The sequence below is a fragment of the Lysinibacillus sp. FSL W8-0992 genome (assembly GCF_038008685.1).
Lineage (GTDB): Bacteria > Bacillota > Bacilli > Bacillales_A > Planococcaceae > Lysinibacillus.
In genome coordinates this window covers 1-15,014 of sequence record NZ_JBBOZQ010000004.1, presented here as the reverse complement: position 1 = coordinate 15,014, position 15,014 = coordinate 1, and the positions used below count along the sequence as shown (strand labels likewise).

Below are 15,014 nucleotides of genomic sequence, written 5' to 3'. Positions count from 1 at the left end.
AAATAACCAACTACAGATAAATCTTCTCAAGTATTGATGTAACAAAATCAGCCAAATCAAAGAACCAATTATTTTTCTTATTTCTTTCACTTCTTGTCATAGAAATTACCCCTTTGCAGTATCCACACGCTTTTTACTATCCTCAACATTGAATTTATCTGGATAACGCATTTTCAATTTATCGATGTTCATTTCGCAAATTCGTTCAAGTGATGAATCGTACATTTCAGCGAGAACAACCAAATTTTGAATTAACATTTTTAATGCTAAAACAACTTTACTTGAATTTAATTCATGACGATGAAACATGAATTTTTTAACTTGTTCTGAAATCTCACCGGATAGGATGATGATTTTATTGATTATGCTTCCTTTTGTGCCTTCCACAGTATAATTAGTAAGTGGCTCGTATGTTTCGCCTAAGAAGGTTAGGATGCCAAATGCGTAATGTGATACATCACCAAGTTCCTTTAGAATCGCTTCACGATCATTAGCAGCGCTTAATACCTCTACACATTCACCAATCAAGCCCAAAGCATAATTTGTTAAGCCGTGTTCTAAGTGAATATGGTTTTTCGGCATACCTTCTAACGGCATTGTTCTTTTTGATAACTCTTGAAAATTATTAAGATTCATATAGTGATTCCTCCAGTAGTGTAGGGTTTTCGTAAATGTTGCCGATGATTTTGCAAACCTTATTATTTTTCCAAAGTTCCTCCATTCCCATTTCATTGTCTATTACGTGCATTTGTGTAAATTCATTTATTGTTACTTCGTACGCTAGGTAGTCGCCAATTCTAACAATATCCCCCTCATAAATCTCCTTGCCGTTCTTGTCCTTTAGACCTGTGTACTCTCCTACACTTTCTGGATGAACTTCAATCCATCCACTTTCAGTGAAGATAAATGTCTCTCCTGGTTTTCCTACTTCTTCAGCGTATTCTTTAGTAAATTTAGTTGTATGAACTCCAGTACCATAAATCCATTGACTACCCACCATTTCTTCAACGGCAAAACCACGTAGTTTAATCTCTCGCATTCTGCATTTCCTCCAATTTCTGTTTTAGTACCGTCAAATAAACAATTTTGTCCATCGACTCTTGTATTGCATGGTCTATCCATTCAATTGTTGTGTAATCAAGTGGATTTACTGTTGTACCGTACTTCGCAAGACCTTTAGCAGTTTGATTTTCTAGTAAACTTTGAACCTCACGTAATACTGGATTTGCTAAGATTTCATCTTCAATCGTCATTTAAATTACCCCTTGTTCTATTTTTCTTCTAATATCAATGGACTTAACGTTGTTCTCGCGTTTCCATTTATCAATATTTGCTTTTGTCATTCCGAAAAGTTCACCTATGCTAAGGTCAGTCATTCCGGTTTTCTTGTACTGAATAAAGCCATCAAAATCTAAAACTTTTGTTTTAATTTTTTCAGCCTTTTTAACACCATTACTTTCGTTGCGACTAAGCAATTTCAAAAGAGACGTACCGAGCTTTTCGATGTTTTTGCAATGAACACATGTTGTCTTTTTCGAATTATTATTACTGCATTTGCACAATACCAATAATTTATCTATTTCATACAAAACCTCTTTACGTTTTTTAAGCATATCTGCATTCATGTACATTCCACACCCCTCTCTCAATCCAACCCTCATTTACATGCTGCTGAATCACTTCGAAATCGTAAGGCATGATAACACTTACTTCGCATCCATCGACTGTCATATACATCTCGATATACTTTGTAAAAGGGTTAGGTATGGCCATCCACAATCTACCCTGTGGTTGCTTCGTTTTCTTCACCGACTGGACAATAGGAATCCCATTGCGCATGTTCATAGGCTTCTCCTAATGAATCAGATAGTTGATTACAACTAATTTTTGTTTTTCAGAAAAACGACCATATTGCTCAAAGTTGTCCAAAATGTTGAGAGTCATAGTTTTATAATTTTCATCACCTGTATAACCATTAATGGACATGTCCTCTTTTATGATGTCAAAAAGCATTTTGTCGTTGAATTGCAAAAATCTACTTCGTAGCTTGTCATATGGATTCGTTAACATTAGAACGCCCCTCTCTTTAGGTAGTTCTTCATCTGGTAATAGAAACGATGGTAAATGTTATGACCAATCATCAATTTGCTCATTGGTCTAATTTCGAAATTGTACTTCGCTTGAAATGATTCCAAACGGCCTTTCAATGCTTTCTTGTCATACCTACTGCGATAATTATGATTAGCGATATTTTCGTCAAATTGAGGATCTTCAACAAATATGATGAATTTGCCATTTTGAGAGCGAATCAATTCATTTTCAAACGCTGCTTGTGTATCTTTTTGTAAGTTACCGCATATTTCATCAACGCTGTTTTTACGTTCGACTGCACTGTTTAAATAAATATCACGAGCAATGCCTAATTCCTCATTTTTAGGAATCATTGCTGAATAATCTCCATAATCCAATTTTTTAAATTTAATTGGAATATCATGTTTTCTTAAATAGTCCAAAATGTGCTGATTCACTTTTTCCCTCGTATCAACAACGATTGTGAGAGTTTTTAGGATATTGCTTAGTTCCGTATCTGTGTAATGGTAGTGAATCATTTCAAAACACCTACCCCAGATAAAAACAACATAGTGAACAAAATCAACACGATAGATGAAAAGAACGTTGCTAAAAATACTCCAAAAAAGTATTTAGCGAAATACTCCGAATCAGTAAAGAAGAGTACGAAAAATTCTTTCATTCACTAGCACCACCTAGCAATTCAGGATTTTCGTAAATGTTGCCGATTACATGATGCCTACGACTTACATCCATAAACCATTCCACCCCATCTTCAATAACCGTTACAGAAATAAATTTGCATTTTGAGTCGTCGTATCTAACTGCAAAGTTTCTAGCGCCTTCGAGTGGAGCCCGTAAGATATCACCTTCAAAAATCTCAACACCATTTGCGTCCTTTAAGCCTGTGTATTGCATTAATTCAATCTCATTGAATGTTCGCCAAGGACCATTTGTGTTGATTTGATTATTTTTAAAGTTAATGTCATTTACATGGATAATTTCTTTTAAATTTTTTTCCCAAGCTCTAAACTTAATCTCTCTCATTCTCTTAACCTCCTTATTTTCACTTGTTAAACGCACCGTACAGACGTTCTAATAACAAACTGGATATATTTATCATCTGTTCTTTAAAACGTCTTAAAATGGCTGTAAATCACTTATTATGGTTAGCATATAAAACAGCATTCTCATACAATTTTTTCTTCATGATATTAGAAGCTTCATTTTCGAATTGTCGATAGTCTGTGTAAATGTCATTCCATCCGTTCTTAGCTAGTGTTTCTTGCCACTCAACGAACAACGTCAATGCTTCTGCGTTCGCGCATATCCATTCATTCAGTTTCGGGTTGTGTTGCCATCCACAGACTTGATGCACCATCATTCGAATATGCTTATCGATTGCTTTAGCTTCTTCCCATGACTTAAACCATTTTTCTATTTCACCGAAAACTGGATCAGCAGCCTTCAATATTTCCTCTGGCACCAACTTTGCATTTTTAAGCGACAATCTACCATCCGATTCATCGCGATAGATTTCAGCGCCACTTTTCCAAATTTGTGATAATACATGTAAAACCACCGTTTACCACTTCCTTACAATTTGGTAGTTACTTATTTTTTTTAAAAACCCTGTTTTTACCCCTACTAAATAACTTAGTTACTTTTAAGTAACTCCCTTGCACCTTACAGCCACATAGGTTTAAGTGATTTTAGTTAAATTCGTTACTTGGAAAGTTCATTACGCTCTTATATATATATATTTATATTTTTTTATTTTTTAATTAATATAAAAACAAAATAACAAAAGTAACTTTAGTAATATAAAAACACTCTCAAACTATTGATATGACTGAATTTAGAAGAGTTACAATTGAGAGTTACTTTGTTAACTCAAAGTTACTAAACTAGCTTAAATGAAGTATTTTCAGCCTCTTTTGTAACTATTTTTTCTTCAAAAGTAACTCCTTGTGGCGCACGCTCCTGTAAAGTAATACCAGTGAAAAAATTTTTATTTCCTGCCCCACGTTCTTTTTTAAAGCCCTTCGTTTCCAACATTCGATAAAAACTACGATTACTTACTGTACGTTCACCAGATTTATAACCAAAACTGTCATAAACGTTATATAATTCTTTTGCTTCGATTTTGATATTTTCATTTGTTTTATCTACATAACAACATTCAGCTAAAAATGGACCAAGTATGTCCATGTCCTCTTTATAATTCCCTGTTGCTCTTGCTACCACCACTGGCTCTATTAGACCGTCCTTCTGCCACTTTAAGCAGCCTTCGATTGCCCAGTTGAGTATTCCACTCATTTCTAACGACAACTTCTCAGGTAACTTTTTATCACGCTTATGCGCTGGCAAGTTTAAATCAAATGGAATTAATTTAACCCTGCGCCATATACCTTCATCCAAGCCCCCAATGATTGGCTTATGGTTAGTTGTAAAAAACACTTTAAACTCTGGAATGTACTCAAAGTATTCTTGTCGTAAGAAGCGAGCTAATACAGGCTCACCACCTGTAATTTGTTTAACGAATGATTCCGAAAGCTTTTCGCCTTCCTCGCTTTCAATTGCTGATACAAAGCGAGATCCTACTAACCTAGCAATATCGTTATTGGCACCTGTTTCTTTTTTCTTAATAAAAGTATCCGATTTAGCCTGTTTGCCATATTCACCTACAAGGTCTTTGATTGTGTTGATAAACGTTGATTTACCGTTACTACCACCACCAACCAAGAACATCATAATTTGCTCTGAAATATCACCGGTTAAGCTGTAACCAATCAATCGCTGCATGTATTCTGCAAGATCTTTATCCCCCAAAAATATTTGGTCTAAGAATGCTAACCAATTTGGACATTTAGCATTTTCTTCATAAGAGATATTTGTTATTTTCGTTAACTTCAATTCCCTATCATGCGGTTGTAGCTTTCCTGTTTTTAGGTCTACAACACCATTTGCAACATTGAGCAGATATTTATGTTTATCAAAGTCACTACGATCTCCTGGAACCAATACTTTTAAATCTTTAATTGCACTTTCACGCACATTATGCTTTTCGCAATGTCTAGCCCATTTTTGTTCCGTTTCATCTGCTGATTCACCAAGTTTGCGAACTACCTTTGCTACAATGCGATGCAACTTTCCTTTTTCGTCAAACTCCCAATACTTGCCGTTCCAGATATACCAACCAACTGATGGAATATAACGAATTACATGGCCGTATTCATAAGCAATACGCTCTGCATTTCCTAGGTCCGTTAATTTGAATTTACGTGCTGGCTTTTCTACTTCCTCTGCAGCCACATCATCACCGTGGAAGTTAAATGAAAACTTGCTGTCATTTTGATGGTCCAACACAGTTGTTGTAGTGGAAGCAATAGCCTTGGCAATGGTACCTTCACCATAAGTATCACCTGTATCTGAAAAGTGAATTCTATCCCATTTATCACGCATCAAGGCTGTTTCTCTAAACATCGAATCCATTCTCGAAGCGCTTTTCCCAGTCCAGAAAGCCAAATGATTACATAATGCTAAATCACTTGATGAATGGTCATCATCTATTAAATTTCCGTCATACAACGATCGTATTTCATCGCCTGATTTACTACGGAACATTCGCTCCCAAAGTGCTTCATTCGATAGCTTGATTTCGTCTTTTTCAAACTCTGCTAAGTTCACACGCCCTTGCACATCGCTGTCATCAAAATATTTTTCTAAAATCTCTGCTATTTCATCTGTACGATCATAAATTCCATTAGCATTTTCACGATTACCTGTCATCGTAAAATAGCGACCATATTGATAGATTTCTAGTCCATGTTTTGCGCTTTTACGTCCAGTACCCACTACAGACTGTGGAAGGCTACCTTTGATGATGATATGAATGCCTGTACCACTAACACTAAACTCTGTATAGCTGTCTAATGTGTCTATAATTTCTTGTGCAAAAGTGTTGATTATAGGATTCGCTTTTTCAATATCATCAGCGCTGTACGTTACACATTTATCAATATCGATGCCTATAAAATTGTCTTGCCTACTGAATACAAAACCTACGCCATCTGCATTAGACTCTGTATAAAACTTGGCTGCTGTTGCAAACGTGGACCACGTTCTACGGTCATTACTTCTAGCCTCGTTACCATCAGTTTGATATGGTATTTTTGTATATCGTCCGCCTTTTTCTTCTGACTTCCACAATATCCACTGGGAAAGTGACCTTAATTCTGATGGTATTTCGTTAAAATTGATTGGTGCTTTCACGTTCTCACCTTCATTCGTTGATGCCTTTTATTTTGATGCCTAGTGTATCTAACGTGTATACAATCGCATTTGCGTAAGCTGTACGAGCTCTTTTATCACAAATATCATTTATATCACACTGTGTTTGCTGACGTTGATATGTTGCTAAGATTTTTTCTTCCGGCGTTTGTTCGATTTCGTAACCTAAAACTAAAATTCTCGCTAATTCAAAAGGTGAGTATTGAAGCATACATAAAGCATCAGGATTTATTTCAACAGCTTCTTTTGTGTGGTGACTTTCGAAAATTTTAATATGTTCGTGTAATACTGCATCTTCCCAATTAATATCACCGCTGTTTTTGCACTTCTCGAAAAAATTAGCAACTTCACGACTAACCTTCACTTTTCCAGTCATGCGAAGTACCTCCAATCTTCACATTTAGTATCTGTACCTTTGCGTTCTACCGAATGTTTAAGGCATTTCCCATCATTGTCATAGCTAAAAAATTTGCAACTTCTACACTGTTCATGCATATTTTCAATCGATTTTAGTAACGATTCAGCAGTTACTTTTTCATTCATTCCGGCACCTCTTTTGCTGTTTTTGGGTATAAAAAAGAGAAGTCCGCCTAAAACAGACCTCTCTATTAAGTTTTTATTAGAATGGTAAATCGTCTTCGCTAATTTCAATTGGCCCTTTGTTATTTGCAAATGGATCTTCATTCTTGGACACTTTAGAAGGTGCTACGAATGAAACGCGAGGATATTTACGCTCCTTATCGTTTTTGTCTTCCACATGTTTGATGTACACTAATACATTTTTACCGATGATATTTTTAACGACCTCATCTAATTCAAGACTTTGTTTACCGCTATAACCGCATGCCACTAAGAATGAGTTCCTTTTCTTTTCGGTATTTTCAGCGTATTCCGGATTAGTGCTACTTAAATAAAGCGTGTTATACAGAACTTTTGCTCCTTGGTGTTTCTGATTAACATCTGAACGAATCTCTACATCAAACCCAATTGAATATTGACCTTGCCATTCTTTAGCCTCGGCGTTAATTATTGCAGCTTCGTATTTCCCTTCTTCTACTAATTGGAATTCACCAGATGATACATTTTCTTCGTCGAAATTAATTTTAAAACCCATAATTATTTTTCCTCCTTATTATCTGTGGAAGGCACATGACCAACCTTGAAAATATTTTCTTGTGAACACGCCTTACGATTATCCAATTGATTCTTAGCGAATAAATAATCAGTTGGCTCTAAAATGAAACCACGCTTTTGCGTTTCTGGATTGATAACTAATTTACCGACTACATGACATAGGCCCATAAAGTTATTCAAAATCTTGTCTCGCATGTCTGGATATGAACGGTTAACAGCTTGACCACTTGGTAACTCCCATTTATCAGTTGTTTCCCATGCAGTGAATACAACTCGTTTTCCTAGCGTTTGAATAAAACGGACGCTATCTATGATGAAGAAATCAATTTGTTGATAGTTGGCCATTGAAGGCACTCGGTTGTTTTTGCCGTCACGCCCTAAATTACCAAGCATAGAGCGAGTTAACTCTGAAATATTGTCAAACACTAAATTGTCGTATTTCGATAAGTCAGTACGCGCTAAATCTCGCATAAGTGCATTCCATTCTTCCCATGCCTGGTGACTATTGAAATCAACAATGTCGATATTCTCGCAACCTTTTAAAACTGAATGTGTTTTATCAAGAGGGACATATAATGTTTTGCCCTCTAAATATTTGATTGTGGACGTTTTGCCCATACCAGGTGGAGCATAAAGTAAAAACGTTGAAGCATCTATTTGTATATCAGTTGCACTTGAAACTTTCATACTGCTTTCCACACTCCTTTTCTATTAATATGGCAAGTCCTCATCAGTGGCATCTTTTTGCTCTTCGACCTCTTTAAATGGATCTACGAAATCTGGTAAATCTTCATCAGTCTTTTCAACTGTAACGCTGCCATCTGGATTGACTGAATACGGTACACCTTCATGCACTTCATCAATACTCATTTGACCATCTGGAGCATCATCTTTCGGCTTACCTTCCATAACCTCTTTAGGTGTTCCATATTGATAAGTTAGGTCTACTAAGAAATACTGACCGTACTTGTTGTATTTCTCGTTGATTTTATACATAATCAGTGCTTCGTTTTCTTTAGCAGCTACTACAATTTCTTCTGCTTCTTCGCGTGTATCTGCATAGTGCTGTTCTTTTTGATTGAGTAATTTTTTCAAGTGGTTTTCCTCCTATATTTCTACTTTGAAAGTAGTAGTTTGTGGTTTAACTTTGGCACCTGAAACAACTTGACCATTTTCATCAACAACAATTTGTTCACCATCTTTTTCAACGACTTTGAGTGTTTTCTTTAACTCACCCCATTGAAGAGTTTTAGTCGTAACCTTTTCAACAAACGGTAACTTGTTTTCTTCTGCAAATTTGATAAGTTGTTCTTCATCTGCTTTATCAGGTTGAGCTTTTGAAGTTGTTGATTTTGATTTACCATATGGCGTAGAAATTGTTTTCTTCTTCGGATTTTCAGCCAATTCTTTTGTATGGTATTCGGCAATTAAATGTTGGAAAAATTCAACTGTATTAAGATGCGATTTCGATTCATCTTCTTTCCAACGTTTGATGCGGTCGAATTCAGCATCTGCTAAAGCTTGATTTTTCTTTAACTCCGCTTGTGCATTAGCAATTTGACGAAAAGCCCAATTTAGACTTTCGAGATTGGTAATTTCATAACGTTGTTTAGTTTCTTCTGTTTGTTCACCTTCCACAATTTCACGTGCTGGCGCCTCAAGTTCGTATTCACGTAATGGATTAACCATCTATTCATCACCTCCTAGAAAATTCGATTTATTACTTCAATCAGATACATGCTATCTAATTTAAAAGTTGGATTATTTTCTTGCTGTTGCTTTACGGTGTCAATAACTTGATGGAAGTATGCTGCATCCACTCCTGTTAGTTGTTCGCGTAATACTTCAATATCTAGTAAATCCATATCATTAAGCTGTAGCGCCATTTTTAGATACTGTCCTGCGTTAATATTCCATCCCCGCTTGATAAATTTGCGTGTACGCACAATGCTTGCCAGAGGATATTTAGAACCTGTGTAAACAAGTTCTTTTGTGATGATCGCTTCAAGTGCACGTGCTGGTAATTCAAGATGTCCTGTTTTCGATTTCCAGTAACATGTTGCATGGACAAAATCGTAATTAGAATGAATTTCCTCAGCATCTCCATAAAAACGAATAACCAATTGAACTTTATTACTTAAACTAATAGCATTTGTTGAAAGGAATACAGGTCGATACTTCGGCTTTTCATCATCTGTGGAAGGCTCAATCGGTTCAACTAAATCTTCGACCTCTGTTTCATGTCCCTCCATTTCACCTGCAACCCCTGCTGATTGAACAAATACTGATATACGGCCATCTTCTTCCTTAACAACAGCATCGTATCCATGTGTAGCATTGAATTCTTTTACATAATAATTAGCTACTGCTAATACCGTTTCTTTATTAGTAAAGTAGTAATCGTAATCATTTACTTCTTCATTTGTTAAAAGCGATACGATAGAACCGCCTGTAATAATTGAGTTTTTGCGAACTAATTCACGAACCGTTTCATCTTTTATAGACTCCACCAATTCGTTATGTTTCTTTTGTAAAACTGCTTTAATTGTTTTAGCTTTCAACATCTTTTCCTCCTGTGCTATAATGTCGATGATTATATTTTTAAGTTGTTTGATTGCTTGTCATCGGTTGCAGCCTTTGACAAGTTTTTTTGTGCCATTGAATGTGAAAAGCCTGTACGGTTGTGCATTGAATCACCTACTTCAAATCAATTTCATTAATAAGTTGTTTCGCGCCTTCAATACTTAGAATTAATTTGCCTCCTAGTAAAACAAGATTGTCTTCTGATATTTCACCAGTGACGGCACATTCCATATTAGGCTTGTATTTCTTAATAACGATTTTGTCACCATCAATAAAGATTTCAGCTGGATCACCATTATCAATCCCTAACGTGCGGTGTAGCTCCTTTGGAATTACTAAACGCCCTAAATCATCTACCTTGCGAACGATACCGGTACTTTTCATGGAATTAAACCACCTTTTCTTTTTTTATAGTATTTTGTTTAGCAACTAACTCTTTATCTTCATAACCATTATTCATCCTGTATTTTATTGTGTTTGGACTCAGATCATATTCTCTAGCTAATTGAGATAATGTCTTCCTTTCTCCTCCAACATCAACAAATACATTTTTTCGAGTGTTGTTATTTTGTACTAACCTAGTAGTCCATCTGCAATTTTTAGGTTCGTAGTTTCCATCATTATCAATTCTGTCAATAGTAAGAGAATCTAAATATCCATTATTGATAGACCAATTGTAGAAGTTATAAAATACTTTCCATTCATCACAAATGGTTATTCCTCTACCTCCGTAGTTCTTGTACGATTTTCTATTTTTATCAAAACATCGCTTTTTCATTTCAAGCCATATACTATATAAACGATGATTAGTAAGGTTATGAGTAGAAACAATTTCTTTTTGATAACAACCACAACTAGTAGATTGTCCACTTGTAAGGTTAGTTCTAAAAATGACTTTTTCTTTTCCACAAGAACACTTACATAGCCATCTTGTAGACCTATTTCCATTCTTACTTGTCACAGTGTCATAGAGCTTTATAACAGTTAATCTTTTGAAGGTTGATCCAGATAAGTCTTTAGGAAATTTCCGTTTCATCTAAATTCACCTCCCTCAATTATCAGCAGCACGTTTAAGCGCCAATGTTTTAAGTAACGTTGTATACAACACTTCACTTACTGGTTGTCCATCAATGCTGTGGATGTCCAACTTTTTCAACTGTTCAATGACTGCATTACGCTGTAATTGCTTACGCATAGTTGTCACGTTTCACAACCTCCAGTGCTGATTCAACACCATCAATGTAATCACTATGTTCCTTGTATTCTTTCGCTAGATTAGGAAGCGCACTGTCACCAAACGGTAAACCGTTATGAACCAACACCTCTTGGATAATTTGTTCTCCTAAGTCCTTTAGATGGTCCCGCGAATCTACAAGTAGCTGGCTTAGGTCATCCACAATCTTCTTATTAGCATTAGGAAATTTGAGCGCTTCTTTTAAATCCATAACGCTTGCATTTTCAGGGATATAATAAGCATGCTTGTTGTCGTAATGAGTTATAACTTTACCGTCATCAGCTAAAGTTTGAACGCTTGTTACGTGGCTTTCATGAATATTAAGACCAACTACTGACAACTTCGTACCTTTAACATTCAATACTGCTTTCATACCGTTTCCTCCTCAACTGGTTCAACAACTGTTTTTTCATAAAGCAAACCTTTTAATCTAGCGATTTCTTCTTTCAACTTGCGATTTTCTTCTTCGCGAATGAATTTATTCTTATTCGCTTCTTCGATTTTCGCGTTAGCTTGAGCAGATTCACTAATTAATTTACGGTACTCGTTTAATGTGATAGTCACCGTTAATTCTTGATTAGCAACGAAGTTATCTTCTGATTGCTTATATGCGCCAAAATCTTTTGTGTAATAATGTTGAACTGTGTTAATTGTTTCTGACATATTTAATTACCTCCAATAGATTGATAGTTTTATTTGTAACGCACTGCTACAGCTGTATTAATCGCGTTGCTAATCAAAGCTAATCGTTGTTCAATCGGTAACGCTAACCATTCAGCTACTTTACGTTTCAATTCGTTTGCCTCCTTGCAAGGATTGTTTTACTAATACTTGCTTTTTTATTTAGTGCAGCTTGTTTACTTTCATCTGACATTGCATTCCACTCAGCTACTTTGATTTTCAATTAGGAACACCTGCTTTCCTTGTATACTTAGTCATCCAACGCCCTCTTTCATTTTTGTAAACCTCTCGGTCATATAAACTGACAACCTCATCAATTTTTGAAGTATCAACGTTTGTGGACCATGCTGGCTCCAATAATTCGGATAACCCTAAGGGCGTTTCGATTTTTTCACCCTCGAATATTAGATGAGGGATAAATATTTTTTGCATCCCTATTTCACCTCTTTAATGTGCCGTTTCGGCTCACTAATTTAAAACAAAATCATTACTTGTTTCCGAATTGGCAACATTATGGGTAAAAAAAATGTTAATTTTCTCGCATGTGATGCCTAATTTACTAGAAATCACCGAAAAATCATCTACAGTAACAGGTAGCTTTCCGTTCTCTTTCTTGGAATAAGTACCTTTTGAAACGCCTAATTCATCTGCCATTTCTTGAATCGTTAAACCTTTTGCAATGCGTTCAGCTTTTAATCTATTGTAATTAAATCTCATTTATAGCACCTCCATTCCTTTTGTTATCCAAATAATAGCATCGTAGTTTCCAATGCGTCAACAAAAATATATGAAAAATATAAAAACATTACTTAAATCCTCCTATTGTTTCCTATAAGGAAACATGTTAGTATAAATTTGAAGGAGGTGATAATGTGAGAGATTCGCTAGAAGTCGCTAAGTACATTCAAAAAACATTAGATGCAATCAATATGAAACCAATAGAGTTAGCTAATAGGATCGGTGTAGATAGAAGTACAGTAACGAGATATTTAAACGGAACCAGGAAAATATCGATGGATGATCTTCCAAAAATCGCAGGTGCGTTAGGGTTAACTCCTATAGACATATTAGTTGAGAAGGATGATTTACCTAATAACGTAACACCTATTCAACCGAAATTCATTAAAATACCAATACTAGGAAAAATAGCTTGTGGAGCACCTATTTTAGCAGAGCAAAATATAGAAAGCTTTACATATGAAATTGATGATTCATTGCCTCAAGGGAATTTATTCTCATTGATTGCTAATGGTGATAGTATGGAGCCGACAATCCCGAACGGATCAAGAGTGTTAATAAGAGAACAAAGTGATATAGAAAGTGGAGAGCTTGCTGCAGTCCTTGTTAATGGAGATACAGAAGCTACTTTAAAAAGAGTAAAAAAGCAAGGCGATATTGCTTTCTTAATGCCAGATAATCCGAAATATGAGCCAATCATTGTTGATGAGTTAAATCCAGCTAGGATAATAGGCAAAGTAATACGAGTGGTTAGAGATTTTATTTAATTAATTTTTGACGTCAAACAATTAAACATTTTATAGAGTAGGCTCATTCGCTTGCTCTTTTCTTATATAAAAGGAGATAAGGGATAAATTGGAGGATAAAAAAAGGGTAGCTTTATACAGTCGTTATAGTACAAGTTCACAAGATGGTAATTACAGTATCGATATACAGTTAGAGCGTATGGAAGCGATGTGCGCTTCTAAAGGATGGGAATTTGCTGAACATTTCAGCGATCCAGCATACAGTGGGGCTTCTTTAGAAAGACCTGATTTACAAAGATTATTGAGTAGAATAAATGACTTTGACGTTGTTATGGTTTATCGTTTGGATCGTTTATCACGTTCTCAAAGAGATACCATGACATTGATTCAAGATTATTTTTTGAAAAACAACGTAGCGTTTGTGAGCGTGTCCGAAACATTAGATACTACAACCCCATTTGGAATGGCTATGATTGGTATTCTCGCTGTTTTTGCTGAATTAGAAAGAGCCACTATTACAGAGCGCATGCAAAGTGGAATCAAAAAGCGAATTGAAGCAGGTTACCGTTTGTTAAGTGGAAACTATTTACCCACTGGATATAAAAAAGGTGTAGATAGTGAAGGAAATAATATTTTGGTTGTAGATGAACATGAATCTAAAAAAGTTCACAGAATTTTTGACTTATATGAGCAATATCACTCCATAACAAAAATTCAAGAAGCCTTAAAAGATGAAGGATTTGCTAATAGACGTTTTCTTGCAATACGTAGAATTTTAAGTAATCGTTTGTATATAGGTGAGGTTCAATATAAGGAAGAATATTTCAAAGGAGTCCACGAACCATTAATAACAGAAGATCAATTTAACAGAGTACAAGCTTTATTAGCTAGACACCCTCCTGGTAAGAACGCAGGGAAAGCAAGAGAAAGCCTTTTTAGTGGTTTAATCACTTGTGGTTGTTGCGGAGAATTGTTCTACACTTATAGTTACAAAGTTAAAAACAAAGTTAAAGGTGATTACTATGTGAGATCTTATTTATGTAGAGCAAGACGTTTTCCGAGTGAATACGATGAAAAATGCTTCAGCCAAATAATTAAAAACGACACCTTAGAGAAATTATTTGTAAACGAATTAAAAATAATCGCAGCTAACAAAAAAACTACTTCAGTCAAAAAAGAAAGAAGAAAAAATTATGATCTATCAATTAAACGGATCGGTGAAAAAATAAACAGACTTATCGACCTTTACACTGATGGTGACCTTGATAAAGATATGTTAAATCTTAAAATAGGGCAACTCAATAAAGAAAAAGAAGAGTTATTAGCTAAACAAGCTTTAGAAGCACAGAATGACTCTGTACGAATCGATTTTGAACAACTAGATAAAATGCTTGTAGATTTCGATAAACTTGAATTTCGAGCTAAGAGAGCAATTGTAGAGAAGGTACTATCAAATGTAATTATTGAAGAAGAATCAGTAATTTTCGAATGGAATCTTTGACTCAAAAACTTCCGTTTTCATTTTCTGCCCCACA

23 protein-coding genes and 1 pseudogene are annotated in these 15,014 nt (G+C 35.3%); 2 read left to right on the top strand and 22 right to left on the bottom strand.

The features are described from left to right. Positions 1 to 105 precede the first annotated feature (105 nt). The 22 genes and pseudogenes from NSQ74_RS23375 to NSQ74_RS23270 all read right to left on the bottom strand — a co-directional run bounded on the left by NSQ74_RS23375 (position 106) and on the right by NSQ74_RS23270 (position 12,712). Positions 106 to 636 carry a hypothetical protein gene (locus NSQ74_RS23375; RefSeq protein WP_340823345.1) on the bottom strand — a complete coding sequence of 177 codons (531 nt, stop codon included), beginning with the start codon at positions 634 to 636 and terminating at the stop codon, positions 106 to 108. Next, a complete protein-coding gene (locus tag NSQ74_RS23370) occupies positions 626 to 1,039 on the bottom strand; it encodes a YopX family protein (RefSeq protein WP_340823344.1) in 414 nt (137 codons plus the stop codon). The genes NSQ74_RS23375 and NSQ74_RS23370 overlap by 11 nt, the downstream gene beginning before the upstream one ends. Continuing rightward, positions 1,026 to 1,253, bottom strand: a complete 228-nt coding sequence (locus tag NSQ74_RS23365) for a hypothetical protein (protein WP_340823343.1) — start codon at positions 1,251 to 1,253, stop codon at positions 1,026 to 1,028. The genes NSQ74_RS23370 and NSQ74_RS23365 overlap by 14 nt, the downstream gene beginning before the upstream one ends. Next, positions 1,254 to 1,625, bottom strand: coding sequence for a hypothetical protein (locus NSQ74_RS23360; protein WP_340823342.1), 372 nt, complete (start codon positions 1,623 to 1,625; stop codon positions 1,254 to 1,256). A gap of 229 nt (positions 1,626 to 1,854) precedes the next feature. After that, complete coding sequence (locus NSQ74_RS23355; RefSeq protein ID WP_340826652.1) at positions 1,855 to 2,070, bottom strand: hypothetical protein; 216 nt, start codon at positions 2,068 to 2,070, stop codon at positions 1,855 to 1,857. A gap of 89 nt (positions 2,071 to 2,159) precedes the next feature. Then, positions 2,160 to 2,609 (bottom strand): annotated as a pseudogene (locus tag NSQ74_RS23350) (ERCC4 domain-containing protein); the annotation flags it as partial. A 139-nt stretch (positions 2,610 to 2,748) separates the two neighbouring features. Then, positions 2,749 to 3,117 (bottom strand): YopX family protein, encoded by a 369-nt coding sequence (locus tag NSQ74_RS23345; protein WP_340826650.1) that lies wholly within the window; start codon positions 3,115 to 3,117, stop codon positions 2,749 to 2,751. A 109-nt stretch (positions 3,118 to 3,226) separates the two neighbouring features. Continuing rightward, positions 3,227 to 3,652, bottom strand: coding sequence for a hypothetical protein (locus tag NSQ74_RS23340; RefSeq protein WP_340826649.1), 426 nt, complete (start codon positions 3,650 to 3,652; stop codon positions 3,227 to 3,229). A gap of 320 nt (positions 3,653 to 3,972) precedes the next feature. Then, positions 3,973 to 6,345 (bottom strand): phage/plasmid primase, P4 family, encoded by a 2,373-nt coding sequence (locus tag NSQ74_RS23335; RefSeq protein ID WP_340826647.1) that lies wholly within the window; start codon positions 6,343 to 6,345, stop codon positions 3,973 to 3,975. 10 nt (positions 6,346 to 6,355) lie between these two features. Next, positions 6,356 to 6,739 (bottom strand): hypothetical protein, encoded by a 384-nt coding sequence (locus NSQ74_RS23330; protein WP_340826646.1) that lies wholly within the window; start codon positions 6,737 to 6,739, stop codon positions 6,356 to 6,358. A 243-nt stretch (positions 6,740 to 6,982) separates the two neighbouring features. Then, on the bottom strand, positions 6,983 to 7,477 hold the full coding sequence (locus NSQ74_RS23325; RefSeq protein WP_340826645.1) for a DUF669 domain-containing protein: 495 nt from the start codon (positions 7,475 to 7,477) through the stop codon (positions 6,983 to 6,985). Between the two features lie 2 nt (positions 7,478 to 7,479). After that, positions 7,480 to 8,184, bottom strand: a complete 705-nt coding sequence (locus NSQ74_RS23320) for an AAA family ATPase (RefSeq protein ID WP_340826644.1) — start codon at positions 8,182 to 8,184, stop codon at positions 7,480 to 7,482. Between the two features lie 24 nt (positions 8,185 to 8,208). Further along, on the bottom strand, positions 8,209 to 8,592 hold the full coding sequence (locus tag NSQ74_RS23315) for an organic solvent tolerance protein OstA (RefSeq protein ID WP_340826643.1): 384 nt from the start codon (positions 8,590 to 8,592) through the stop codon (positions 8,209 to 8,211). Between the two features lie 12 nt (positions 8,593 to 8,604). Beyond that, entirely contained in the window at positions 8,605 to 9,186 is a 582-nt protein-coding gene (locus NSQ74_RS23310) for a host-nuclease inhibitor Gam family protein (protein ID WP_340826642.1), read from the bottom strand. Positions 9,187 to 9,200: 14 nt separating this feature from the next. Then, positions 9,201 to 10,061 (bottom strand): hypothetical protein, encoded by an 861-nt coding sequence (locus tag NSQ74_RS23305; protein WP_340826641.1) that lies wholly within the window; start codon positions 10,059 to 10,061, stop codon positions 9,201 to 9,203. A gap of 133 nt (positions 10,062 to 10,194) precedes the next feature. Continuing rightward, positions 10,195 to 10,464 carry an AbrB/MazE/SpoVT family DNA-binding domain-containing protein gene (locus tag NSQ74_RS23300; RefSeq protein ID WP_340826640.1) on the bottom strand — a complete coding sequence of 90 codons (270 nt, stop codon included), beginning with the start codon at positions 10,462 to 10,464 and terminating at the stop codon, positions 10,195 to 10,197. 4 nt (positions 10,465 to 10,468) lie between these two features. Beyond that, entirely contained in the window at positions 10,469 to 11,116 is a 648-nt protein-coding gene (locus NSQ74_RS23295; RefSeq protein ID WP_340826638.1) for a hypothetical protein, read from the bottom strand. A 15-nt stretch (positions 11,117 to 11,131) separates the two neighbouring features. Continuing rightward, complete coding sequence (locus tag NSQ74_RS23290; RefSeq protein WP_340826636.1) at positions 11,132 to 11,284, bottom strand: hypothetical protein; 153 nt, start codon at positions 11,282 to 11,284, stop codon at positions 11,132 to 11,134. Continuing rightward, positions 11,268 to 11,687, bottom strand: coding sequence for a hypothetical protein (locus NSQ74_RS23285; RefSeq protein WP_340826635.1), 420 nt, complete (start codon positions 11,685 to 11,687; stop codon positions 11,268 to 11,270). The genes NSQ74_RS23290 and NSQ74_RS23285 overlap by 17 nt, the downstream gene beginning before the upstream one ends. Then, on the bottom strand, positions 11,684 to 11,977 hold the full coding sequence (locus NSQ74_RS23280; protein ID WP_340826633.1) for a hypothetical protein: 294 nt from the start codon (positions 11,975 to 11,977) through the stop codon (positions 11,684 to 11,686). Before NSQ74_RS23280 ends, NSQ74_RS23285 begins: the two co-directional genes overlap by 4 nt. Before the next feature lie 237 nt (positions 11,978 to 12,214). Next, the gene (locus NSQ74_RS23275) at positions 12,215 to 12,427 is read right to left on the bottom strand and encodes a hypothetical protein (RefSeq protein ID WP_340826632.1); all 213 of its coding nucleotides are present in this window, start codon (positions 12,425 to 12,427) and stop codon (positions 12,215 to 12,217) included. Between the two features lie 36 nt (positions 12,428 to 12,463). Continuing rightward, positions 12,464 to 12,712 (bottom strand): helix-turn-helix domain-containing protein, encoded by a 249-nt coding sequence (locus NSQ74_RS23270; RefSeq protein ID WP_340826629.1) that lies wholly within the window; start codon positions 12,710 to 12,712, stop codon positions 12,464 to 12,466. Positions 12,713 to 12,867: 155 nt separating this feature from the next. Here NSQ74_RS23270 and NSQ74_RS23265 point away from each other — a divergent pair, with 155 nt between their 5' ends. Together NSQ74_RS23265 and NSQ74_RS23260 are read left to right on the top strand one after the other, a co-directional pair. Next, entirely contained in the window at positions 12,868 to 13,500 is a 633-nt protein-coding gene (locus NSQ74_RS23265) for a LexA family protein (protein ID WP_340826628.1), read from the top strand. Positions 13,501 to 13,588: 88 nt separating this feature from the next. After that, a complete protein-coding gene (locus tag NSQ74_RS23260) occupies positions 13,589 to 14,980 on the top strand; it encodes a recombinase family protein (RefSeq protein ID WP_340826627.1) in 1,392 nt (463 codons plus the stop codon). Positions 14,981 to 15,014 lie beyond the last annotated feature (34 nt).